This window comes from Variovorax sp. Soil_C_33 (assembly GCF_057656935.1).
On sequence record NZ_JBDGJK010000014.1, the window covers coordinates 122,527 to 143,274 of the forward strand.

At 68.5% G+C, this 20,748-nt stretch carries 18 protein-coding genes, 1 pseudogene and 1 riboswitch; of the genes and pseudogenes, 6 read left to right on the plus strand and 13 right to left on the minus strand.

Annotated elements, in window-relative coordinates; genetic code table 11:
* Positions 1 to 55 precede the first annotated feature (55 nt).
* From thiC to AC3A6B_RS21305, 4 genes are all read right to left on the minus strand, one after another.
* Positions 56 to 1,936 carry a phosphomethylpyrimidine synthase ThiC gene (thiC, locus tag AC3A6B_RS21290; RefSeq protein WP_487838640.1) on the minus strand — a complete coding sequence of 627 codons (1,881 nt, stop codon included), beginning with the start codon at positions 1,934 to 1,936 and terminating at the stop codon, positions 56 to 58.
* A gap of 77 nt (positions 1,937 to 2,013) precedes the next feature.
* Positions 2,014 to 2,119, minus strand: a riboswitch (TPP riboswitch).
* A gap of 37 nt (positions 2,120 to 2,156) precedes the next feature.
* A complete protein-coding gene (locus AC3A6B_RS21295; protein ID WP_487838641.1) occupies positions 2,157 to 3,134 on the minus strand; it encodes a rhodanese-like domain-containing protein in 978 nt (325 codons plus the stop codon).
* 3 nt (positions 3,135 to 3,137) lie between these two features.
* Positions 3,138 to 3,977: a DUF3047 domain-containing protein gene (locus tag AC3A6B_RS21300; RefSeq protein WP_487838642.1), complete on the minus strand. Its 840-nt coding sequence runs from the start codon at positions 3,975 to 3,977 to the stop codon at positions 3,138 to 3,140.
* Between the two features lie 193 nt (positions 3,978 to 4,170).
* On the minus strand, positions 4,171 to 4,608 hold the full coding sequence (locus AC3A6B_RS21305; protein ID WP_487838643.1) for a YchJ family protein: 438 nt from the start codon (positions 4,606 to 4,608) through the stop codon (positions 4,171 to 4,173).
* A 112-nt stretch (positions 4,609 to 4,720) separates the two neighbouring features.
* Here AC3A6B_RS21305 and AC3A6B_RS21310 point away from each other — a divergent pair, with 112 nt between their 5' ends.
* The gene (locus AC3A6B_RS21310) at positions 4,721 to 5,452 is read left to right on the plus strand and encodes a helix-turn-helix transcriptional regulator (protein WP_487838644.1); all 732 of its coding nucleotides are present in this window, start codon (positions 4,721 to 4,723) and stop codon (positions 5,450 to 5,452) included.
* Here the strand turns inward: AC3A6B_RS21310 and iaaH are convergent, their stop codons facing one another.
* From iaaH to AC3A6B_RS21355, 9 genes and pseudogenes are all read right to left on the minus strand, one after another.
* Positions 5,453 to 6,973, minus strand: coding sequence for an indoleacetamide hydrolase (iaaH, locus tag AC3A6B_RS21315; protein ID WP_487838645.1), 1,521 nt, complete (start codon positions 6,971 to 6,973; stop codon positions 5,453 to 5,455). It abuts the gene before it with no gap.
* A 57-nt stretch (positions 6,974 to 7,030) separates the two neighbouring features.
* Complete coding sequence (locus tag AC3A6B_RS21320) at positions 7,031 to 7,201, minus strand: hypothetical protein (RefSeq protein WP_487838646.1); 171 nt, start codon at positions 7,199 to 7,201, stop codon at positions 7,031 to 7,033.
* Between the two features lie 124 nt (positions 7,202 to 7,325).
* Positions 7,326 to 8,456: an acyl-CoA dehydrogenase family protein gene (locus AC3A6B_RS21325; protein ID WP_487838647.1), complete on the minus strand. Its 1,131-nt coding sequence runs from the start codon at positions 8,454 to 8,456 to the stop codon at positions 7,326 to 7,328.
* 30 nt (positions 8,457 to 8,486) lie between these two features.
* A pseudogene (locus AC3A6B_RS21330) lies at positions 8,487 to 9,716 on the minus strand (glutamate carboxypeptidase); the annotation flags it as partial.
* A 159-nt stretch (positions 9,717 to 9,875) separates the two neighbouring features.
* Positions 9,876 to 10,391, minus strand: a complete 516-nt coding sequence (locus AC3A6B_RS21335; RefSeq protein ID WP_487838648.1) for a hypothetical protein — start codon at positions 10,389 to 10,391, stop codon at positions 9,876 to 9,878.
* A gap of 114 nt (positions 10,392 to 10,505) precedes the next feature.
* Positions 10,506 to 11,690 carry an acetyl-CoA C-acyltransferase gene (locus AC3A6B_RS21340; protein ID WP_487838649.1) on the minus strand — a complete coding sequence of 395 codons (1,185 nt, stop codon included), beginning with the start codon at positions 11,688 to 11,690 and terminating at the stop codon, positions 10,506 to 10,508.
* 164 nt (positions 11,691 to 11,854) lie between these two features.
* Positions 11,855 to 13,666 (minus strand): bifunctional isocitrate dehydrogenase kinase/phosphatase, encoded by a 1,812-nt coding sequence (aceK, locus tag AC3A6B_RS21345; protein ID WP_487838650.1) that lies wholly within the window; start codon positions 13,664 to 13,666, stop codon positions 11,855 to 11,857.
* 3 nt (positions 13,667 to 13,669) lie between these two features.
* Positions 13,670 to 14,374, minus strand: coding sequence for a carbonate dehydratase (gene can, locus AC3A6B_RS21350; protein WP_487838651.1), 705 nt, complete (start codon positions 14,372 to 14,374; stop codon positions 13,670 to 13,672).
* 52 nt (positions 14,375 to 14,426) lie between these two features.
* On the minus strand, positions 14,427 to 14,822 hold the full coding sequence (locus tag AC3A6B_RS21355) for a MerR family transcriptional regulator (protein WP_487838652.1): 396 nt from the start codon (positions 14,820 to 14,822) through the stop codon (positions 14,427 to 14,429).
* A gap of 97 nt (positions 14,823 to 14,919) precedes the next feature.
* Between AC3A6B_RS21355 and AC3A6B_RS21360 the strand changes: the two genes are divergently transcribed.
* From AC3A6B_RS21360 to AC3A6B_RS21380, 5 genes are all read left to right on the plus strand, one after another.
* The gene (locus AC3A6B_RS21360; protein ID WP_487838653.1) at positions 14,920 to 15,981 is read left to right on the plus strand and encodes an MBL fold metallo-hydrolase; all 1,062 of its coding nucleotides are present in this window, start codon (positions 14,920 to 14,922) and stop codon (positions 15,979 to 15,981) included.
* Positions 15,978 to 17,306 carry a leucine-rich repeat-containing protein kinase family protein gene (locus AC3A6B_RS21365; protein ID WP_487838654.1) on the plus strand — a complete coding sequence of 443 codons (1,329 nt, stop codon included), beginning with the start codon at positions 15,978 to 15,980 and terminating at the stop codon, positions 17,304 to 17,306. Before AC3A6B_RS21360 ends, AC3A6B_RS21365 begins: the two co-directional genes overlap by 4 nt.
* A gap of 13 nt (positions 17,307 to 17,319) precedes the next feature.
* Positions 17,320 to 18,234, plus strand: coding sequence for a pseudouridine synthase (locus tag AC3A6B_RS21370; RefSeq protein ID WP_487838655.1), 915 nt, complete (start codon positions 17,320 to 17,322; stop codon positions 18,232 to 18,234).
* 63 nt (positions 18,235 to 18,297) lie between these two features.
* Positions 18,298 to 18,927 carry a response regulator gene (locus AC3A6B_RS21375; RefSeq protein ID WP_487838656.1) on the plus strand — a complete coding sequence of 210 codons (630 nt, stop codon included), beginning with the start codon at positions 18,298 to 18,300 and terminating at the stop codon, positions 18,925 to 18,927.
* Positions 18,920 to 20,746 carry a sensor histidine kinase gene (locus tag AC3A6B_RS21380; RefSeq protein WP_487838657.1) on the plus strand — a complete coding sequence of 609 codons (1,827 nt, stop codon included), beginning with the start codon at positions 18,920 to 18,922 and terminating at the stop codon, positions 20,744 to 20,746. Before AC3A6B_RS21375 ends, AC3A6B_RS21380 begins: the two co-directional genes overlap by 8 nt.
* Positions 20,747 to 20,748: the final 2 nt, after the last annotated feature.

A 20,748-nucleotide genomic window follows, 5' to 3' on the forward strand; every position in this document is an offset into this window, starting at 1 on the left:
GGGGGCCGCAGGCCGCCTTGGGGCGGCCCGGCGCCGGCCTGATCGCCCCCTGTCTTCAGGCCGACTGGATCGGTATGTAGATCTCGCCGCCGCCGGCCTTGAACTCCGCCGACTTGCCCGCCATGCCCTCGTCCAGGGCCTTGGCCTCGTCGATGCCGCGCTGCGCCGCGTACTCGCGCACCTCCTGCGTGATCTTCATCGAGCAGAACTTCGGGCCGCACATCGAGCAGAAATGCGCCACCTTGCTCGAATCCTTGGGCAGGGTCTCGTCGTGGAACTCGCGCGCGGTGTCGGGGTCGAGGCCGAGGTTGAATTGGTCCTGCCAGCGGAACTCGAAGCGCGCCTTGCTGAGCGCATCGTCACGCGCCCGCGCGCCCGGATGGCCCTTGGCCACGTCGGCGGCATGCGCCGCGATCTTGTACGCGATGATCCCCTGCTTCACGTCGTCGCGGTCTGGCAGGCCCAGGTGCTCCTTGGGCGTGACGTAGCACAGCATCGCGGTGCCGGCCCAGCCGATCATCGCAGCGCCGATCGCGCTGGCGATGTGGTCGTAGCCGGGCGCGATGTCGATGGTCAGCGGGCCCAGCGTGTAGAAGGGCGCCTCGTGGCAGTGCTTGAGCTGCTCGTCCATGTTGGCCTGGATCATGTGCATCGGCACGTGGCCGGGGCCTTCGATCATGGTCTGCACATCGTGCTTCCACGCGATCTGCGTGAGCTCGCCCAGCGTGCGCAGCTCGGCGAACTGGGCCTCGTCGTTGGCGTCCGCGGCGCAGCCCGGGCGCAGGCCGTCGCCGAGCGAGAAGCTCACGTCGTAGGCCTTCATGATTTCGCAGATCTCCTCGAAGCGCGTGTAGAGGAAGCTTTCCTGGTGGTGCGCGATGCACCACTTGGCCATGATCGAGCCGCCGCGCGAGACGATGCCGGTGCGGCGGTCGGCCGTGAGATGGATGAAGGGCAGGCGCAGGCCGGCGTGGATGGTGAAGTAGTCGACGCCCTGCTCGGCTTGCTCGATCAGCGTGTCGCGGTAGATCTCCCAGGTGAGGTCTTCCGCCACGCCGCCGACCTTCTCGAGCGCCTGGTAGATCGGCACCGTGCCGATGGGCACCGGGCTGTTGCGCACGATCCAGTCGCGCGTGGTGTGGATGTTGCGGCCGGTGGAGAGGTCCATCACGTTGTCGGCGCCCCAGCGGATCGCCCACACCAGCTTTTCGACCTCTTCCTCGATGCTCGAGGTCACGGCCGAGTTGCCGATGTTGGCGTTGATCTTGACCAGGAAGTTGCGCCCGATCGCCATCGGCTCGACCTCCGGGTGGTTGATGTTGGCCGGGATGATGGCGCGGCCGCGCGCCACCTCGTCGCGCACGAACTCGGGCGTGATGATCTTCGGGATCCGCGCGCCCATCGGGTTGCCGGCCAGGCGCTTCTCGCGCGCCGCGTCGGCCAGGTACTCGGCCATCCATTCGCGCTTGCCGTTCTCGCGCAAGGCCACGTATTCCATCTCGGGCGTGACGATGCCGCGCCGCGCGTAGTGCATCTGGCTCACGTTCATGCCGGACTTGGCACGCAGCGGCTGGCGCTGCAGTCCCGAGGCGGCAGCGCGCAGCTCGGCCAGGCGCTGGGCGTCGCGGTCGGCATGGGTGGCGCCGTCGTCGAGCATCTGGTGCAAGCGGCCCTGGTAGCGTTCGGTGTCGCCGCGCTCGGCGATCCAGGCGCCGCGCACGCCGGGCAGGCCGCGGCGCACGTCGATCTCGGCCGACGGGTCCGAGTACGGGCCCGAGGTGTCGTAGAGCGAGACCTGCTCGCCGTTGGTGAGCAGCACGTCGCGCACCGGCACGCGCAGGTCGGGGCGGCTGCCGGCGATGGCGCTCTTGGTCGAGGCAGGAAAGGGCTCGCGCGTCAGCGTGAGCAGCGAGGCGAACTTGTCAGGGGCATTCATGCGGGGCACTCCGGTTCGTTGGACGGGTGCTCCGCGATGGCTCCAGGATCGGCACCGCGGAAAAAGAATGTCCGGGGCCGGGGAGTCGCAGCTCTTCTTACGCTGGTATGAACCAGATCAAGTTCGCGGGTTCGGCCGCTTGGCCATCTCAGCACGCATCTGCGTGCACCCCGGAGCGGGGCCGATTCTAGGCCTCGTTCGCGCCCGGGATCAAGCGGTATCAAGCAGCATGGGCGGCGATGCGCGGCGCGCCGGCCGGCTGCGCCTCTTCATCGGTCTCGATCGAGGCGGCGGCGGTCCAGGCCGCGAGCCCGCCGGCGAGCACGCGCACGCGCGGCAAGCCGGCCTTCGTCAGCACGCGCGCCGCGGCGATGGCGGTCTCGTCGTTCGGGCAGTCGCAGAACACGATCAGTTCGCGCCCGTCCGAGAACGCGGCCAATTGCGACGGCAGTTCCCGCAGCGCGACGCCGACGGCGCCGGGAATCGCGCGCGGGTCCAGCGCGCGGCCCTCAGCAGAACGCACGTCGATCAGCGTCGGGCGCTCGCCGGCGGCGAAGGCGTCGCGCAAGTCGCCGACCTCGATCTGCTCGATGTCCTCGGCAGCGAGCGCGATGCGGCGCCGGCGATAGCGCCAGGCGACGAAAGCGAGGAGCACCAGCGCGCCCACGGCGGCCGCCGTGAGGCCGACGTTGGACAGCACCGCGAGCACGTCCTGGATCGCGGCGTGGAAGATGCGGCCGACCAGCAGGAAACCCAGCGTCCAGATCAGCGCGGCAACTGTCTCGTAGGACAGGAAGCGCGTGTTCGACATGCCCAGAGCGCCCGCCATCGGCGGCGCAACGATCGACACGCCGGGCACGAACTTCGCCGCGATCAGCGACAGCCCGCCCCAGCGGCCGAGGATGGCCTCGCTGCGCCGCACGCAGGAGTCGGCCGACAGCGAGATGCGGCACAGGAGCCGCATCACGCGGTAGCCCCAGCGGCGCCCGGCCAGGAACCAGGCGCCGTCGCCGAGGATGTTGCCGGCCAGTGCCGCCGCCAGCACGGCGGCGAAGGAGACCTGCCCGCCGACCGACAGTCCGCCGGCGACGATGAGGAAGGGCGCGGCCGGCACCGGCGCGCCGAGGCGCGTCGCCAGCGTGGCGAGGAACACCACGGCGGCACCCTGGGCCGAGAGCAGCATGACGAGATCGTCCATCCGCTATTCCCCGGGCGCGGGGCGCCCCGCCGCGAAGCCGCCGGCGCTGCGCGTGGACGCGATGCTGCGCAGATCGATGTCGGAAAAATAGGCCAGGCCGTGGCCCTGCGTATTGTCCGCGTCGGCCGAGATCGCGACCGCGACCACGTCGGGCATGGTGTCGCCGGCCTCGTCGCCGAAGACGCGCCGGTAGTCGGCCAACAGGTTGCGGCGTTCGCTGACCCAGGCGCCCGGCGACGCGGCCGGTCCCGACTCGAGCACCACCATGCGCATGCGCTGGGTGAAGGCATTCACGAGCGCCGTGCCCTTGGCTTCCTTGTTGTCCCACACGTAGCACAGCGCCTCGCTGGGCACCTGCTCTCCCGTGGTGCGGCGCGCCAGCGCCAGGCGCGTGCGCTCGCCGAAGGACAGCCGGTCGGTGGGGAAATCGAAGAACACGCAGACCTTGGCCGCGCCATCGTCGCCGCTGCGCTTGCGCAGGTCGGCGTCCTTCACGAAATCGTCGACGCGCCAGCGCCAGGCCAGCGTGGTGGAGGCGTTGAGCGGCACCTGGGTGGCATGCACGAGGTTGCCATAGGACTGGTCGGCCTCGACCTTCAGGACGCGGCGGCCATCCTGCTGCACGACCTCGAAGCGGGTCGGCGTCTTGTTGGGCAGCGTGGTGAAGCGCCATGGCGCCGGGGCTTCGGCACTGCGCGCGCTCGAGAAAGGCGTGATGTCGGCGGCGTCGCCGGCGTGCGCGGCCGATGCGGCCATCCAGAGCCCGGCGGCCACGACCGGCGCCACCAGCATGGCCCAGAGCCATTGCCGGTAGGCGGTCGGAATCTTCGTGCTGCTGGCCATGTCGCCCTCTGGTGCTGGATCTGTTCGGAGTGTGGAAGAGAGTGTGCGGGCACAACGGCCGCGGATAAATAGCCCAAACGGAATCGGACTGTCTCTGTTCTGGACACAATGGCGCGCCGCGCGCTATCGAATTGCTAGCAAGCGGCGCAGGCTGCGCGCGGCGGCGAAAGCTTTTTCAGTTGGCCCGGAGGCTTCAGCGCAGATCGCCGTCGAGGTAGTACCAGCGGCTGAGTCCGCCCTCGTCCTCGCGCACGAAGCGGCTGCGTTCGTGCAGCCGGGTCGCCACGCCGGCGCTGCTGCGCTGGCGGGCGACGAACTCGACCTCGGCATGGTCGGCATCGAGCACCGAGCGCGAGCGCACCTCCAGGCCCAGCCATTTGACGCCGGGCTCGAAGCCGAGCGTCGCCGGGCGCGTCGACGCGTGCCAGGTGGCCAGCAGGTAATCGGCCCGCTCGACCACGAAAGCCGTGTAGCGCGAACGCATGAGCGATTCGGCATCCGGCGCCGGCGTGCGCTCGAAATCCTCGAGATAGCGCCCGCAGCACTGGGCATAGGGCAGCGGCAGCTCCCGGCGGTCGCGGCGCCCGCAGGGGCAGGGAGCGCGCGCGGAGTTGGGAGAGGAAGTGGACATGAGGGAAAGCGAGATTCTCGCGCATTGTGCAAATCCTCTCGCAAACCCTGAATCGCCACGGATGGCGCGGCACCTGCTCGCGCACTATGCTCGGCACGCAGAGGAGGAGGCCATGTACCTGAAAGCTTCGGAACAGAACGCGCTGCGCGGCATCTTCGCGCTGCTCGCAGAAGACCAGAGCGAGCGCGCGATCCGCGAGCGCATCGGCTGGGCGCTGCTCGACCTGTTGCATGCCGACCAGTTCGCCTCCTTCGTGTGGGATGCGCAGAGCAACAGTTTCGGCCGCCGGGTGGCGCTCAACATGGACCCGGCCAACCTCGACCGCTACGCCGAATGGCACCAGCATCACGACCCGATCACCTTCGCCCTGCAGTCGCGCCGCCGCGCCACCCGCGTGACCGAGCTGATGCCGCAGCGGGAGCTGATGCGCACGCCCTTCTTCAACGACTTCCTCTCGCGCGATGGCCTGCACTGGGGCATGAACCTGCACGCCTTCGACGGCGAGCGCGCGCTGGGCGACCTGCGCATCTGGCGCTGCCGCGGGCGCGGCGACTTCAGCGAGCACGAGAAGGCGCTGCTGGACCTGATCGAGCCGGCCTTCGCCGGCGCGCTGCAGCGCGCGCAGCGCATCGAGGTTGGGCCCGCCGCATGGCCGCAGCTGAGTCCGCGCGAGCAGCAGGTAGCGCGGGCGGTGCGCGAAGGCCTCACCGACAAGGACATCGCGCGGCGCATGGAAGTCGGCGTGCCGACGGTGCGCACCTACCTGCGGCGCATCTTCGGCAAGTTGGGCATCGAACGCCGCTCGGCGCTGGCGGGCTGGGCGGCGCCCGGCCCCGATCGCTGACTACTTGGTCGGCGCGGGCAGGCGGCCGAGCACGCCTTCGATCGCCAGTCCCAGGGCCAGCAGCTTGCGGTCGCTGCCCGCCGGGCCGTCGAATTCCAGGCCGATCGGCAGCCCGCTGGCGGCGCCCAGGCCCGAGGGCAGTTGCAGACCCGGGATGCCGGCATTGCTGCCGGGGTCGGTGTTCTGGATCAGCGCGCCGAAGTTTTCCGGGCTGCTGGCCTCCGGCGTGGCGGCGAGCGCCACGCGCGTCACCGTCGGGAACACCAGCGCATCGAGCCGGTTCGCCTTGAAGGTGTCGCGGTAGAGCTTCTGCAGCGCCGGCCGCGCCTTGGCGATCGCCTTGTCGTAGGCAGGCTTGGCATCGACCACGCCGTTGGCCGCGGGCAGCTTGCGCGGGATCACCAGGCCGTCGAAGGTGCCCTTGACGTCGGGGCTGGCGGCGGCCGCGGCCAGCTGCCGGATGTCGACGCCGGTGCGGTACTTCGCGAGGTAGGCCACCATGTCGTCGTGCGCCTCGTAGAGCGCAATCGGGAAACCGGCGGCGCCGTTGAGCTCCATCAGCTTCGGCATCTCGACGTCCACCAGCGTGACGCCGGCGACGCGCAGCTTGGCCAGCGCCGCATCGGTGGCGGCCTTCGTGTCGGCATCGAGATTGGCGAAGAAGTCCGGCACCACGCCGAGCCGCGTGCGCTTCAGGTCGGCCGGCACCACCGGCGCGCCGCCGGCGATGGCGCGGTCGAGCAGCGCCAGGTCGGCCACCGAAAGCGCCATCGGCCCGGCGGTGTCGCGCGTGTGCGAAATCGGCGCGATGCCCTGCTGCGAGTAGCGGCCCATGCTCGGGCGCAGCGCCGCGCAGCCGTTGAAGGCGCAGGGAATGCGCACCGAGCCGCCGGTGTCGGTGCCGAGGGCGGCCGGTGCCATGCGCGCGCCGAGCGCCGCGCCGTTGCCCGAGGAGGAGCCTCCCGCGATCCTGGTCGCGTCGTAGGCATTGCGCACGCCGACCTCGGACCCGCTCTGGAAGGCGGGGTTGTAGCCGGTCACGCCGAAGGCGAGCTCATGCATGTGCGTCTTGCCCAGCACGATCGCACCCGCCGCGCGCAGCTTGGCGACCACTGGCGCGTCGGCCGATGGCACGAAGCCCTTGAGCGCCGGCGTGCCGGCGGTCGCCGGCAGGCCCTGGACCTGGATGTTGTCCTTGATGACCACGGGCACGCCGCCCAGCGGCTTGCAGGGACCGCCGCGTTTGCGCGCCGCATCGGCCGCGCGTGCGGCCTTGAGGGCGCCGGCCTCGTCGAGCGTGATGAAGGCATTGAGCTGCGGCCTGGCCTTGGCCTGCGCGAGGTAGGCCGAGACCAGCTGCTCGCTGGTCAGCGAGCCGGCGCAGAGGCGCTGCGCGGCCTCGCTGGCGGTCAGCGTGGCGATGTCAGGGGGCGCGGATTGGGCGTGGGATTGCGGGGCGAGCCCCGCGATGCACAAGAGGGCCGCTGCGCGAAGCGCCAGGGCGGAATTCGAATGGGACATGACGAAAGCTCCGGGGAGAGAGGCCGCCATGTTGCGCCGCCGTGCGGCGCCTGTCTGTCATCCAGATCGACGACAGCGAGGCGAGGGCCTGCCTGCCGTCGCCTCGTGTTGCACCGGCTTCCGAGCGCGCGCGAGGCGCGCCTTGGCCTGCTGCCCCACATGATCGATCAGCCAGCCGCCCAGCATGACCATTCCAAGCACGCCGAGAGTCATGAGATCCGTTGCCATGATGCGCTCCTCATCGTTTCCACTGGCACCAGTCTGGGCCTTCGCAGCGCGCGCGTGAATCCGCCAATCGGCAAGGATGCCGGCCGCAGGCGCCATAGAGCTTTAGACAGTGCGAAGCGCTGGTTCAAGCCAGGGCGCGCTGGATCAGGAGCTTCTGGATGTCGGAGGTGCCTTCGTAGATCTGGCACACGCGCACGTCGCGGTAGATGCGTTCCAGCGGGAAGTCGTTGACATAGCCATAGCCGCCCAGGGTCTGGATCGCCGCGCTGCACACGCGCTCGGCCATCTCGCTCGCGAAGAGCTTGGCCATCGCCGCCTCCTTGAGGCAGGGCCGGCCCGCGTCGCGCAGACTCGCCGCATGCCAGATCAGCTGGCGCGCCGCTTCGAGCTGTGTCGCGCATTCCGCCAGCCTGAAGCCCACCGCCTGCTGCTCGAAGATCGAGCCGCCGAAGGCCTGGCGCTCCTTGGCGTAGGCCAGCGCCACATCGAAGGCGCTGCGCGCCATGCCCACGCTCTGCGCGGCGATGCCGATGCGGCCACCCTCCAGCGCGCCGAGCGCGATCTTGTAGCCCTCGCCCTCCTGGCCGATCAGGTTCTCGGCGGGGATGCGGCAGGCGTCGAAGTTGATCTGCGCGGTGTCGCTCGAATGCTGGCCCAGCTTGTCCTCCAGCCGCGCGACCGTGTAGCCGGGCGCGTCGGTGGGCACGATGAAGGCGCTCATGCCGCGCTTGCCCGCGCCCTTGTCGGTGACCGCGATCACGATCGCGACCTGGCCGTTCTTGCCGCTGGTGATGAACTGCTTGACGCCGTCGATCACCCAGCCGTCGGCGTCCTTGCGCGCCGTGGTGCGCAGCGACGAGGCATCGCTGCCGGCCTGCGGCTCGGTCAGGCAGAAGGCGCCGAGCATCCGCCCCTGCGCCAGCGGCTGCAGCCACTTCTTCTTCTGCTGCGCATTGCCGTAGCGCATGAGGATCGCGTTGACCGGGCAGTTGGTGACGCTGATCGCGGTGCTGGTGCCGCCGTCGCCGGCCGCGATTTCCTCCAGCACGAGCGCGAGCGTCAGGTAGTCGAGACCGGCGCCGCCGTCTTCCTCGGGCACGCAGATGCCGTAGGCGCCGAGCGCCGCCAGGCCTGCGTGCGCTTCCTTGGGAAAGCTGTGCTCGCGGTCCCAGCGCGAGGCATGAGGCCAGAGTTCGGCTTGTGCGAAATCGCGCACCGCGTCGCGGATCGCTTCCTGGTCGGCGTTGAGCAGCATGGTCTTGTCTCCTGCTTGCTGTTTGCTTGCCTACTTCGACGCGCCAAGGTCCATGATCAGCCTGCTCGCCATGTAGAGGCGGCGCGGGATGGCGTCGATCATCACGTACTCGGCCGAATCGCTGTGGTAGCCGAAGCCCGGCAGGCCCAGGCTTTCGATCACCGGCTTGCCCGAGAGCGCCGCATAGGCAGCGTCGGTGCCGCCGCCGGTGCGCTCCTCCACGCCGAGCGTCCCGCCGGCTTCCTTGTAGTAGGCCACCGCCTTGTCGACCAGCTTCTTGCCGCCTTCGCCGGCATTGAAGGCCGGACGGCCGCGCGTGGCCAGCACCTTGATCTCGGAGTTCGGCAGCTTCTTCTTCTGCGCCCGCTCTTCCAGCGTCTTGATCGCGGCTTCCAGGTCTTCGTTGCGCGCGTAGCGCACGTCGGCGTTGAGGCTGGCGCTGTCGGGAATGATGTTCGACACCGCACCGGCCTTGGCGATGGTCCAGTTGAAGCGCAGGTTCTTCGACTTGTCGTCGATGTCCATGGTGCGCAGCACCAGGTCGGAGGCCTCGACCAGCGCATTGACGCCGAGCTCGGGCGCTGCGCCCGCATGCGAGGCCTTGCCTTTGATGTTGACCTGCACGTAGGCGATGCCCGAGGTGCCGAGCGAGAGCTTCTCGGCTTCGGCGCCGGTGGGCTCGAAGGAGAGCACGTAATCGCTGGCCTTGGCCTCCTCCTGGATCAGGTCGCGCGAACCGAAGGAGCCCTTCTCCTCGTCGGTGTTGAAGAGCACGGTGATCGTGCCGAAGTCCTGGAAGCCGCGCGCCTTGAGCAGCTTCAGCGTGTGCAGCACGACCGCGTTGCCGCCCTTGTCGTCGGCGATGCCGGGGCCGTAGGCCTTGTTGCCTTCGACGCGGAAGGGCGCCTTGGCCAGGATGCCTTTCAGGTAGACCGTGTCCATGTGCGACATCAGGAGAATGTTCTTGCCGCCCTTGCCTTTCAGCTTGCCGACGATGTTGTCGCCGACCACGATGCCGGCCGATTTGCTGCGCGTCACGGTGAAGCCCAGCGCCTTGAGCTCGTCCTCGAAATACTTGCCCGCGGCAGCCATGCCTTCGGCATCGCCGGTGCCGGTCTCGATGTTGACCAGCCGCTCCAGCGTCTTGACGACAGCCGGCTGTTCGGCAGTGGCGGCGCTGAAAAGCGCCTCGTCACGCGTCTGGCTCCAGGCGGCGGGGCTGAGGAAAGCGGTGGCGAACAGTGCGGCGAGCGCGTGGCGGGAGCGACAGGAAGCATGAACAGGGTTTCCTAGAGAGTAGGCAAGCCCGTCATTCTAGGTACCGCTCGCCGCGACACGGCTCGCCCCGCGCCGAACAAGAAATGTCACAGCGCGCGGCGATATGGCAAAAAAATGTCAACCGCGCACTGGGCCTTGTCGCTATGCGGCGATCAGCGCGGCCGAGCGCGCAATGGCCCGCGCACTCAGTTTGGCGGCGGTTCGCAGCACGCCGTCCCAGTAGCGCTCGACGGCTTCGAGCCCGCCGGCTTTCTCCTGCAGCTCGAAGGGAACGCAGAGTGTCCAGTCCTTGATGCCGAGAAAGTGAGTTCGAAAGACCTCACCATGAAACTCGGCCGTCTCTTCCGCGCTGACATCGCGCGTGATGGAAGAACCGTGTTCGAACTGGGCGCGCAGGGCGCCCAGATAGCCTTTTGCCATGCTGGTTCGGAAGCGCGCGAGCTCGTGCTCCGTCAGCTTCTGGCGGGCCTCCGGGCCCAGGCCGGGCACCGTGCGGCCGCGCGCCTCGGGCGGCAGGCTGTCGTCGACATCGCCGGCGGCCCAGCACGCGTAGTAGTAGCCGCGGTCGGCGAGGTAGTCATAGGCCGTATGGATGCGCCCTTGGTCGACCAGTGCGCGAAGCTTGTCGAACTGAGCCTTCGAGATCGGAGACGGCATGAAAAGAGAACTCCAGCATGGAAAGGTCGCGCATCGAATGGACGGCGCCCTTTCTTTCCAACGGCCGCCGCCTTCGTTGCGCTCTGAACTGCAGTTATCGTGCCTGCTCTTGCCTCAGACCAATTCGAGCGCGACCGCCGTGCCTTCGCCGCCGCCGATGCACAAGGTCGCCACGCCGCGCTTCTTGCCCTGCTGCTGTAGCGCATGGATCAGCGTGACCATGATGCGCGCGCCGCTGGCGCCGATTGGGTGGCCGAGCGCGCAGGCGCCGCCGTGCACGTTGACGATGTGGTGCGAGACGTCGAGCTCGTGCATCAGCGCCATCGGCACCACGGCGAAAGCCTCGTTGACTTCCCAGAGGTCGACGTCCGTCACGCCCCAGCCGGTCTTCTTGAACAGCTTGGACACGGCGCCCACGGGCGCGGTCGAGAACCACTCGGGCTGCTGCGCGTGGGTGGCATGGCCGACGAGGCGCGCGATCGGCCTGGCGCCGAGCTTCTTCGCGGTGCTCTCGGTCATCATCACCAGCGCGGCGGCGCCGTCGTTGATCGACGAGCTCGAGGCCGCGGTGATGGTGCCGCCCTCTTTCTTGAAGGCCGGCTTGAGCTGCGGGATCTTGTCGAGCTTGACCTTGCCCGGGCCTTCGTCGATCTCGATCACGGTGTCGCCGCCGCGGCCCTTGACCGTGACCGGCGCGATCTCGGCCTTGAAGGCGCCCGAGGTGGTGGCGGCCTTGGCGCGCTCCACGCTGGCGATTGCGAAGGCGTCCTGCTGCTCGCGCGTGAACTTGTACTTGGCCGCGCAGTCCTCGCCGAAGGTGCCCATCGAGCGGCCGGGCTGGTAGGCGTCTTCGAGGCCGTCGAGCATCATGTGGTCGAAGATGCGGTCGTGGCCCATGCGGTAGCCGCCGCGGCCTTTCAGCATGAGGTAGGGCGCGTTGGTCATGCTCTCCATGCCGCCGGCCACCATGACTTCGTGCGTGCCCGCGAGCAGCAGGTCATGCGCAAGCATCGCCGCCTTCATGGCCGAGCCGCACATCTTGCTGAGCGTGACCGCGCCCGCACTGTCGGGCAGCCCGCCCTTGTAGGCCGCCTGGCGCGCCGGCGCCTGGCCCTGGCCGGCCATCAGGCAGTTGCCGAACAGCACCTCGCCGACCGCCTCGGGCGCGATGCCCGCGCGCTCGACCGCGGCCTTGATGGCGACGCCGCCCAGGTCGTGCGCCGCGAGGGAAGAAAAGTCGCCCTGGAAGCCGCCCATGGGGGTGCGGGCGGCGCCGACGATGACGATGGATTCGGTCATGGAAGTTGCTCCTTAAAGAAAAATGTGCACTAGCAGAAATCTACTCCGGCGCCCGCCTCTGCCCCATTCGTGAAACACCGCGGAACCGGCTTTGCCGGGCCGCTGGTGTTGCCCCGGTAGGGGGTTGGCGAAGCGACACGAAGTGCGCGCAGCCTGGGGGCGAGCTAAAAGTATGGGGCGTGGCCGTCGTGAATGAACCGCTGCGCCTCGTCGTAGGGAAAAACGTCCAGCATCTGGCCGGCCTGGATGCGTTCCTTGTGGCTTTGCCAGAAGGCGGCGTCGAGCAGGTCGGCATGGTGAGCCATGAAGGCCTCGCGCACCGCCTCGTTGCCGAGCAGGAAGGGGCCGAAGGTCTCGGGGAACACGTCCTTCGGGCCGACCGAGTACCAGACCTCTCCGCTCATCTCGTCTTCCTCGTGGATCGGCGTCGGCACGCGGCGGAAGTTGCAGTCGGTGAGGTACTCGATTTCGTCGTAGTCGTAGAACACGACCTTGCCGCCGCGCGTGACGCCGAAGTTCTTCCACAGCATGTCGCCGGGAAAGATGTTGGCCGCAACCATGTCCTTGATGGCATTGCCGTACTCGATGACCGCATGCTCCAGCTGCTTGCCCGCGCGCTTGGCGTGCTCGGGATGCTCGAGCTGGTCGAAGGCTTCCTGCAGGTAGATGTTGAGCGGGATCATGCGGCGCTCGATGTAGACGTGCTTGAGCACCACCTCCATCTCCCCGTTGCCGTCGCGGTCGCCGATCTCGAGCTGGCTGGGCGCGAACTTCTGGATCTCCTCGATCAGCTCGGGCTCGAAGCGATCGAGAGGGAAGCCCACGTCGCTGTACTCCAGCGTGTCGGCCATGCGGCCCACGCGGTCGTGCTGCTTGACCAGCATGTACTTGCTCTTGATCTGCTCCCGCGTAGTGTCCTTCTGCGGCGGATAGAAGTCCTTGATGACCTTGAACACGTAGGGGAAGGACGGCAGGTCGAACACCAGCATCACCATGCCCTTGATGCCGGGCGCGATGCGGAACTTGTCGGTCGAGTAGTTGAGGTGATAGAGGAAGTCGCGATAGAAGAGCGTCTTGCCCTGCTTGGCCAGCCCGAGCGCGTTGTAGATCTCGGCGCGCGGCTTGCGCGGCATCAGCGAGCGCAGGAACTGCACATAGGCCGAAGGCACCTCCATGTCGACCATGAAATAGGCGCGCGCGAAGCTGAACAGCATCTGCAGGTCTTCCTCGCCGAAGAGCGCTGCGTCGATGTAGAACTTGCCGGCGCTGTCGTGCAGGATCGGCAGCGCGAAGGGCAGTTCGATGAAGCCGTTGATGATCTTGCCGACCACGTAGGCGCCCTTGTTGCGGTAGAACAGGCCCGACAGCACCTGCAGCTGGAAATTGGCGCGCAGCTTGACCTGGTGGAAGCGCCCGAGGATGGCGGCCGCCACGCGCTCGGCGTCGCGCTGCAGGTTGGCGTAGCCGCCCTGCAGCGCGTAGTCCTCGAGCACGCGCTCGACGGTGTCGGCCAACGTCTCGCGCTCGGGGTAGTAGGCGCGGTAGGTGGGCGCATCGCGCGGCTCGATGTACTCGGTACTGATGGCCGGCCGCACGAAGATGAAGTCGTTCTGGAAGTAGGCGCGGTGCAGGATCTTGGTGGTCACCGAGTTGAAGAAGCTCTCGGCCAGCTCGGGCTGGTGGTGGTCGACCAGCAGGCCGATGAAGTGCAGCTTGACCTGGTGCCAGACGTCCATCGGCTGCTCGCCGGCCTTGAACTCCTTCTCGAGCCGCGCCACCGCCTCGCTCACCCGCAGGTCGTAGAACTCGATGCGCTCGCGCTGCGCCCGCTGCTGGCCGTGCCAGTCGGCGGTCTCGAAGCGGTGCTTGGCGCGCGCAGACTCGGCGCGGAACAGCTGGTAGTGGCGGTTGAAGCCGTCGCGCATCGCCTTCGCGATGTCGTAGGCCAGCGGCGAGTCCAGGCGCTGGGGGAACATGGGTCAGGGCGCAGCTTGCTCGGCGTCGGCGTCGGGCTGCACTTCGCCAAGCTTGCTCCACTTGTACCGGATGCGCTGCACGGCCGCCTTGTACATCCCCTCGATCGGCTTGGCGCCGTCGAGCGTCATGCCCAGATCCTGGAGCAGGCCGTCGTGCACGCCGAAGGCCCAGCCATGGATGGACACGGATTGCCCGCGGCTCCAGGCATCTTCCATGACGGTGCTGAGCGCCACGTTGACCACCTGCTCCGTCACGTTGAGCTCGCACAGGGCATCGGCACGCAGCGACTCCGGCAGGCTGTTGAGGAGCACGCGGTGGCGGTCGCGCACGTCCTGGATATGGCGGATCCAGTTGTCGGCCAATCCGATGCGTATGCCCTCGAGCGCAGCCTGGACGCCCCCGCAGCCGTAGTGCCCAACCACCATGATGTGCCGCACCTTGAGCCGCTCGACCGCGAACTGGATCGCCGACAGCGCGTTGAGGTCGGAGTGCACCACGATGTTGGCCACGTTGCGGTGCACGAACACCTCGCCCGGCTCCAGCCCGGTGATCTGGTTGGCGGGCACGCGGCTGTCGGAGCAGCCGATCCACATGTACTTGGGGGTCTGCTGCTTCACCAGGCTGGTGAAGAAGCCGGGGCGATCGCGCTCCATCCGCGCAGCCCAGCTGCGGTTATGGGAGAACAGGTCATCGAGGTTGTCAGGCATGTTGTTGTCCATTGTCGGTGACTGGGGTGGAAGTGGGGCCTTCGGCGGGCCTTCAGCGGACCTTGGGTTTGACGGCACGCGCGAGCGCGGCGCGCGCCTGCTTTTCCTGGGCGCGGACTTCGGCCAGGTTGGCCTCCAGTTCGGCCAGCTGCGCCTCGAGCTGGGCGCGGTGGCTGCCGAGCACGCCCAGAAAGCGCTGCAGCTGCGCGGCCGTGTCGCGCGGGCTGTCGTACATGTCGAGAATTTCCCTGGCCTCGGTCAGCTTCAGGCCGAGCCGCTTGGCACGCAGGGTGAGCGTCAGCCGTGCACGGTCGCGCGCGGTGTAGACGCGCTGCTGCCCGGCGCGTTCCGGGGCGAGCAGCCCCATGTCCTCGTAGAAGCGGATCGCCCGCGTGGTGAGGTCGAATTCCCGGGCGAGTTCGCCGATGGTGAAGGTCTGTGAAGGCATGATGCGGATGCGGGTTGCGGCGGCGACAGCAGGTTCGGGTCGCACTGCCTACAATGTTGGCTCTTCCCCATGACGTTTACGTTAACGTCAATCGTACATGAACCTCCTCGAACGCGAACTCCAATACCCCTTCGGCGACACGCTGCCCGCACCGGGCGAGACCTTCGAGGTCGCACCCGGCGTGCGCTGGATCCGCATGGCGCTGCCCTTCGCGCTCGACCACATCAACCTCTGGCTCCTGCGCGACACCCTCGACGGCGTGGAAGGCTGGACGGTGGTGGACTGCTGCATCGCCCACGATGCCTCTCGCGCGCAGTGGGAGCAGATCTTCGCCACGCAGCTGGAGGGCCTGCCGATCCTGCGCGTGATCGTGACCCACATGCACCCCGACCACATCGGCCTGGCCGACTGGCTGTGCCGGCGCTGGAACGCGCCGCTGTGGATCAGTGCCACCGACTACCACGTGGCGCGCGTGCTCACCAGCGCCGGCGACACCCTGGCCGGCGGCGACGCGGCGGCCGACTTCTTCGCCTCGCATGGCCTGGTCGACCCCGAATCGGTGGCCAAGATCCGCGCGCGCAGCAACTACTACGCGAACATGGTGCCCGCGCTGCCGGCCAGCTTCGTGCGCCTGCTCGATGGCGCCACGGTCTCGATCGGCGGGCGCGCCTGGCGCTGCATCAGCGGCTACGGCCACGCGCCCGAGCACATCGCGCTCTACTGCGAGGAGCTCAATGCGCTGCTCGGCGGCGACATGATGCTGCCGCGCATCTCGACCAACGTGAGCGTGCATGCGGGCGAGCCGGAGGCGAATCCGCTGCGCCTCTTCCTCGACAGCATCGAGCGCTTCAAGACCCTGCCCGCCGGCACGCTGGGCCTGCCCTCGCACGGCAAGCCCTTCACCGGCATCCACCGGCGCGTCGAGCAGTTGCAGGAACATCACCGTGACCGCCTGGCCGAGCTGCTGGAGGCCTGCACGCAGAAGCCGCACAGCGCGGCCGAGGGCCTGCCGATTCTGTTCAAGCGCCAGCTCGACCTGCACCAGATGACCTTCGCGATGGGGGAGACGGTGGCCCACTTGCACCTGCTGTGGTTCGAGGGGCTGCTGCAACGCCGCAGGGGCGAGGACGGCATCTACCGCTTCGGCGTGTTCGGATGAAGGACACGCTCGCCCGGTTGCGTGCGGGCCAGCTGGCCGGCGCCCGGCGGCTGGACCTCTCATGTGGGCTCGCCGAATTCCCGCGCGAGATCTTCGACCTGGCTGACACGCTGGAAGTGCTTGATCTCTCGGGCAATGCGCTCGCCACGCTGCCGGACGATCTGGGCCGGCTGCACCGGCTGCGGGTGCTCTTCTGCTCGAACAACCGCTTCACGCAACTGCCCGACTCGTTGGGGCAATGCGTGCAACTCGATATGGCGGGCTTCAAGGCCAACCGCATCCGCGAGGTGCCTGCCGCCTCGCTGCCGGCGTCGCTGCGCTGGTTGATCCTGACCGACAACGAGATCGAAGCCCTGCCGCCCACCATCGGCCGCTGCAAGCGGCTGCAAAAACTGATGCTCGCGGGCAACCGCCTGCAGTCGCTGCCGGCCGAGATGGCCGCCTGCCAAGGGCTCGAGCTGCTGCGCATCTCGGCCAACCGCCTCGACGCCCTGCCCGACTGGCTGCTCTCGCTGCCGCGGTTGGCCTGGCTGGCTTTCGCAGGCAATCCCTTCGACGACCGCGCCGAAGCGGCGGCGTTGGCCGCAGAGGCCATCCCAGCCATCGACTGGCGCTCTCTCTCGCTGCAACACAAGCTCGGCGAAGGCGCTTCCGGCGTGATTCACCAGGCGGATTGGACGCAGGCCGACGGCCGCATCCAGCCGGTGGCGGCCAAGCTGTTCAAGGGCGCCGTCACCAGCGACGGCTGGCCCCACAGCGAGATGGCGGCCTGCATCGCCGCCGGCGCGCACCCGAACCTGATAGCAGTGCAGGGCCAGCTCCGCAACCACCCCGAGGCCACGCCCGGCCTGGTGCTGGCGCTGGTGGATCCGCGCTTCGGCAACCTGGCCGGCCCGCCCAGCCTGGCCTCGTGCACGCGCGACGTCTATGCCGACGACGCCGGCTGGCCGGTGGCGACCGCGCTGCGCATGGCGCGTGGCATCGCCTCGGCCGCGGCGCAGCTGCATGCACGCGGCATCCTGCACGGCGACCTCTACGCCCACAACATCCTGTGGGACGGCCAGGGCGACTGCCTCCTGGGCGACTTCGGTGCCGCCTCCTTCCTGCCGCTGGACGATGGCATCCAGGCGCAGGCCCTGCAGCGCATCGAGGTGTGCGCCTTCGGCCATCTGCTGGAAGAGTTGCTGGCGCGCTGCCGGCCGGCGGGCGGCGCGGGCGCTGCCTCGCTCGCACGGCTGGCCGCTCTTCAGGCACGCTGCGCGCTACCCGAACCCGCCGCGCGCCCGGCCTTTGCCGAGATCGTGTCGGCGCTCGGGGCCGCCTGAGCGCGCACCCGCCATGCCCACCCTCCTGCCGCTGCCCACCCGCGACGGCGTCGGCCCGAGCTGCGTCGCGCTGCCGCCCGGCCTATGGCCCACCATCGCCGAGTTCCTGGTGCAGCGCTTCGCGGCGATCCCGCGCAGCACCTGGGAAGCGCGCATGCGCTCGGGCGAGGTGGTCGACGAGCACGGCGTGCCCGTCACCGAAACGCGGCCCTACGAGCCGCGGCTGCGCATCTACTACTACCGCTCGCTCGAGTCGGAACGCCGCATCCCTTTCGACGAAGTCATCCTGTTCCAGGACGAGCACCTGCTGGCCGTGGACAAGCCCCACTTCCTGCCGGTCACGCCGGTTGGCAAGTACGTGCAGGAGAGCCTGCTGGTGCGCCTGAAGCGCAGGCTGGGCCTCGACGACCTGGCGCCCCTGCACCGCATCGACCGCGAGACCGCCGGCGTGGTGCTGTTCTCGGTCCGGCCCGAGACGCGCGGCATCTACCACGCGCTGTTTGCCGAGCGCGAGATCGCCAAGCACTACGAGGCCATCGTGCCGTGGCGCGGCGAGCCGGTGCTGCCCGCCGTGCGCCGCAGCCGCCTCGTGGACGACGCGCATTTCATGCGCATGCGAGAGGCGCCCGGCGAGCCCAACTCCGAGACGCGCTTCGAACTGCTGGAAGCCCGCGAGGGCTGGGCCCGCCTTCATCTCGCGCCGCTGACCGGGCGCCGGCACCAGCTGCGCGTGCATTGCGCGGCGCTAGGCATGCCGATTCGCAACGACGCGATCTATCCCGAACTTCTGCCGGAAGGCGACGAGGACTTCGAGCGGCCGCTGCAGCTGCTGGCCAAGGGACTGGCCTTTCGCGATCCGGTCACCGGCATCCGGCGCGAATTCAAAAGCGCAAGAGCACTTTCACTGCCGCTCCGACCAAAGTCTTAGGCCGTTCATTCCGGCCTCAATCTGATGAATACTCGGACCCAGAGGGTACCGATGAACGTATTGATGATTGATGACCACGTGATGTTTCTGCAGGGCATGAAGAACCTGCTGAGCGTCCTGGTCCCTGAACTGCGCGTGGAAACCACGGGCGAAATGACGAATGCCGCGCAGCTGGTGGCGCTCGCCGAGTTCGACTTGGTGCTGCTTGACTGGCACCTGGCCGACTGCGACGGCGAAGAGTCCATCCGCCGGCTGCGCGACGCCGGCTGCATGGCGCGCATCGTGGTGCTCTCCGGCGAGACCGACGCCACGCTGATCCGCAACTCGGTCGACCTGGGCGCGGCCGGCTTCATTCCCAAGAAGTACAGCTCTGAGATGATGGTCGCCGCGCTGCGGCATGTGCTGGCCGGGCGCATCTTCCTGCCGCTGGAAACCCTCAATGCGGCCCCGCCCGATGGCGAAACCCCGCCGAACACAGGCAACGACCCCCGGCTCGCCGGCCTCACCGCGCGCCAGATGGATGTCTACCGCGCGGCCGCGCGCGGCCTGCCCAACAAGCTCATCGCGCGCCAGCTCAACATTGCCGAGTCCACCGTCAAGGCCCACCTGACCGCCGTCTACACGGCGCTCGGCGTGCGCAACCGGACCGAGGCCGCCTACCAGGCATCGCGCGAGGGCATCCGCATTGATTGACACCGCATCCGCGCCGATCCCGCTTGCCGGCAGCGCGCGCGAGGCACGCATCGGGCGACGCATTCTCGAGCGCCGGCTGGCCCTCATCCTGCAGTACTCGCGGCGCCTGCCGCTCAATTACCTGGGCTATATCCTGGTGGCCTTCATCGTCTGGCGCCAGGGCGTGCAGCTCTGGCCCTGGATCTGGCTGGCCCTCACAGGCGCGGTGATGGTGTACCGCTGGCGCCTGGGTCTGGTGGTGGAGCGCGCCGAGCCCGAAACCCAGCTGCAGTACCTGCCGCGGCTGCTGCGCGGCTTTGACGTCAATGGCATCTCGACAGCCGCCATCGTTCCCTTCGCCTTCTTCGCGCCAGGAGACTTCGCGCCGATGGCAGTGGCGGCGGTGCTGATGGCCGGCTGCACCATCGGTGCCGCCTCGGTCGCAGGCTCGCAGCGCGCCTTCGTGGGTTTCTGCACGCTCACCTTCTGCTTTCTGGCCGGCGGCTGGGCCTGGCGCGGCGGCGCTGTCGGCTACATGTTCGCGGCCGGCATCCTGCTCGTCTATTTCATGCTGCTGGCTACGGTCAGGGACCAGGGACGCATGCTGCACAAGCTCATCAGCGTGGTCGACGACAACGCGGTGCTGTCCGATGCCGTGCGTCAGGAGCGCGACCGCGCCACCGCCGCCAGCGAGGCCAAGACGCGCTTCTTCGCGGCCGCCAGCCACGACCTGCGCCAACCGCTGCATGCGCTCTCGATCAACGCGACCACGCTCGACATCCTGGCCCAGCGCGCAACCGATCCGCTGTTGAAAGAGGTGAGCCGGGGCATCGGCAGCGCGCTGCGCCAGAGCAGCGGATTGCTGGACGGCCTGCTCGACATTTCACGCCTCGACGCTCACTCCATCGCTGCGAAGTTCGCATCCCATGACATCGGAGCGGTGCTGCGCGCAGTGCATGACGAGTACGCGGCGCTCGCGGCGCAGAAGGGGCTGTCGCTCCGGGTCGACCTGAAGGACGAGCCGCTGTGGGGCCTCACCGACAGCGACCAGCTGCTGCGCATCCTCGGCAATCTGGTCAACAACGCCATCAAGTTCACATCGACCGGCGGCGTCACGCTCGCGGCCCGACGCACGCTGTCGGGGCGCGTCCTGATCCAGGTTTCGGACACGGGTCCGGGCATTCCGGCGAGCGAACGCGAACGGGTGTTCGAAGAGTTCTATCAGATCGGCAACCCGTCGCGCGATCGCGCGCAAGGCCTCGGTTTGGGCCTCGCCATCGTGCAGCGAACTGCCGCGCTGCTCGCCATCGAGCTGAAGCTCGACAGCGAGCCGGGCCGGGGCACGACCTTCGAACTCGAGATGGATGCCGCGCCGCCGACGGTTCCGGAACTCCCGTTGCCTCTGCCGGTCGCCGCGCGCGACGCCGACGGCACGCGCCTGGCGGTGCTGCTGGTCGACGACGAGGCCGAAGTGCTCAACGCGATGTGCGTCTATCTGCATCAGATGGGCTGGTCGGTCAAGGGCGTCATGGATGGGGACAAGGCGCAGCAGGCGATCGACGACGGCTTCGAGCCCGACGTGCTGGTGGTCGACTTCCGCTTGCGCAACGAAACCGGCATCGACGTGATCGAGCGCCTGCGCCAGGACATGCCGGCCCTGCCGGCGGTGATCGTGACGGGCGAGACGGCGCCCTCGCGTTTCGCCGAGTTGTCGAACGTGGCCGCGAGAGTCCTCCACAAGCCCCTGAACGGCGAACACCTGGCGCGCACCCTGCAAGAGGTGGCGCTTGGAATCAGCCCGCGAGCGACGCCGACCCTGGCGGGAGATGCTTTCCCTTAGCG

What these genes read in the sequence shown, in the direction of transcription:
- AC3A6B_RS21295 (WP_487838641.1), bottom strand. Translation starts at nt 3,134, where the DNA reads ATGGACGATCTCGTCATGCTGCTCTCGGCCCAGGGTGCCGCCGTGGTG.
- AC3A6B_RS21305 (WP_487838643.1), bottom strand. Translation starts at nt 4,608, where the DNA reads ATGTCCACTTCCTCTCCCAACTCCGCGCGCGCTCCCTGCCCCTGCGGG.
- AC3A6B_RS21310 (WP_487838644.1), top strand. Translation starts at nt 4,721, where the DNA reads ATGTACCTGAAAGCTTCGGAACAGAACGCGCTGCGCGGCATCTTCGCG.
- AC3A6B_RS21340 (WP_487838649.1), bottom strand. Translation starts at nt 11,690, where the DNA reads ATGACCGAATCCATCGTCATCGTCGGCGCCGCCCGCACCCCCATGGGC.
- can (WP_487838651.1), bottom strand. Translation starts at nt 14,374, where the DNA reads ATGCCTGACAACCTCGATGACCTGTTCTCCCATAACCGCAGCTGGGCT.
- AC3A6B_RS21360 (WP_487838653.1), top strand. Translation starts at nt 14,920, where the DNA reads ATGAACCTCCTCGAACGCGAACTCCAATACCCCTTCGGCGACACGCTG.
- thiC (WP_487838640.1), bottom strand. Translation starts at nt 1,936, where the DNA reads ATGAATGCCCCTGACAAGTTCGCCTCGCTGCTCACGCTGACGCGCGAG.
- AC3A6B_RS21320 (WP_487838646.1), bottom strand. Translation starts at nt 7,201, where the DNA reads ATGGCAACGGATCTCATGACTCTCGGCGTGCTTGGAATGGTCATGCTG.
- iaaH (WP_487838645.1), bottom strand. Translation starts at nt 6,973, where the DNA reads ATGTCCCATTCGAATTCCGCCCTGGCGCTTCGCGCAGCGGCCCTCTTG.
- AC3A6B_RS21375 (WP_487838656.1), top strand. Translation starts at nt 18,298, where the DNA reads ATGATTGATGACCACGTGATGTTTCTGCAGGGCATGAAGAACCTGCTG.
- AC3A6B_RS21335 (WP_487838648.1), bottom strand. Translation starts at nt 10,391, where the DNA reads ATGCCGTCTCCGATCTCGAAGGCTCAGTTCGACAAGCTTCGCGCACTG.
- aceK (WP_487838650.1), bottom strand. Translation starts at nt 13,666, where the DNA reads ATGTTCCCCCAGCGCCTGGACTCGCCGCTGGCCTACGACATCGCGAAG.
- AC3A6B_RS21325 (WP_487838647.1), bottom strand. Translation starts at nt 8,456, where the DNA reads ATGCTGCTCAACGCCGACCAGGAAGCGATCCGCGACGCGGTGCGCGAT.
- AC3A6B_RS21300 (WP_487838642.1), bottom strand. Translation starts at nt 3,977, where the DNA reads ATGGCCAGCAGCACGAAGATTCCGACCGCCTACCGGCAATGGCTCTGG.
- AC3A6B_RS21365 (WP_487838654.1), top strand. Translation starts at nt 15,978, where the DNA reads ATGAAGGACACGCTCGCCCGGTTGCGTGCGGGCCAGCTGGCCGGCGCC.
- AC3A6B_RS21370 (WP_487838655.1), top strand. Translation starts at nt 17,320, where the DNA reads ATGCCCACCCTCCTGCCGCTGCCCACCCGCGACGGCGTCGGCCCGAGC.
- AC3A6B_RS21355 (WP_487838652.1), bottom strand. Translation starts at nt 14,822, where the DNA reads ATGCCTTCACAGACCTTCACCATCGGCGAACTCGCCCGGGAATTCGAC.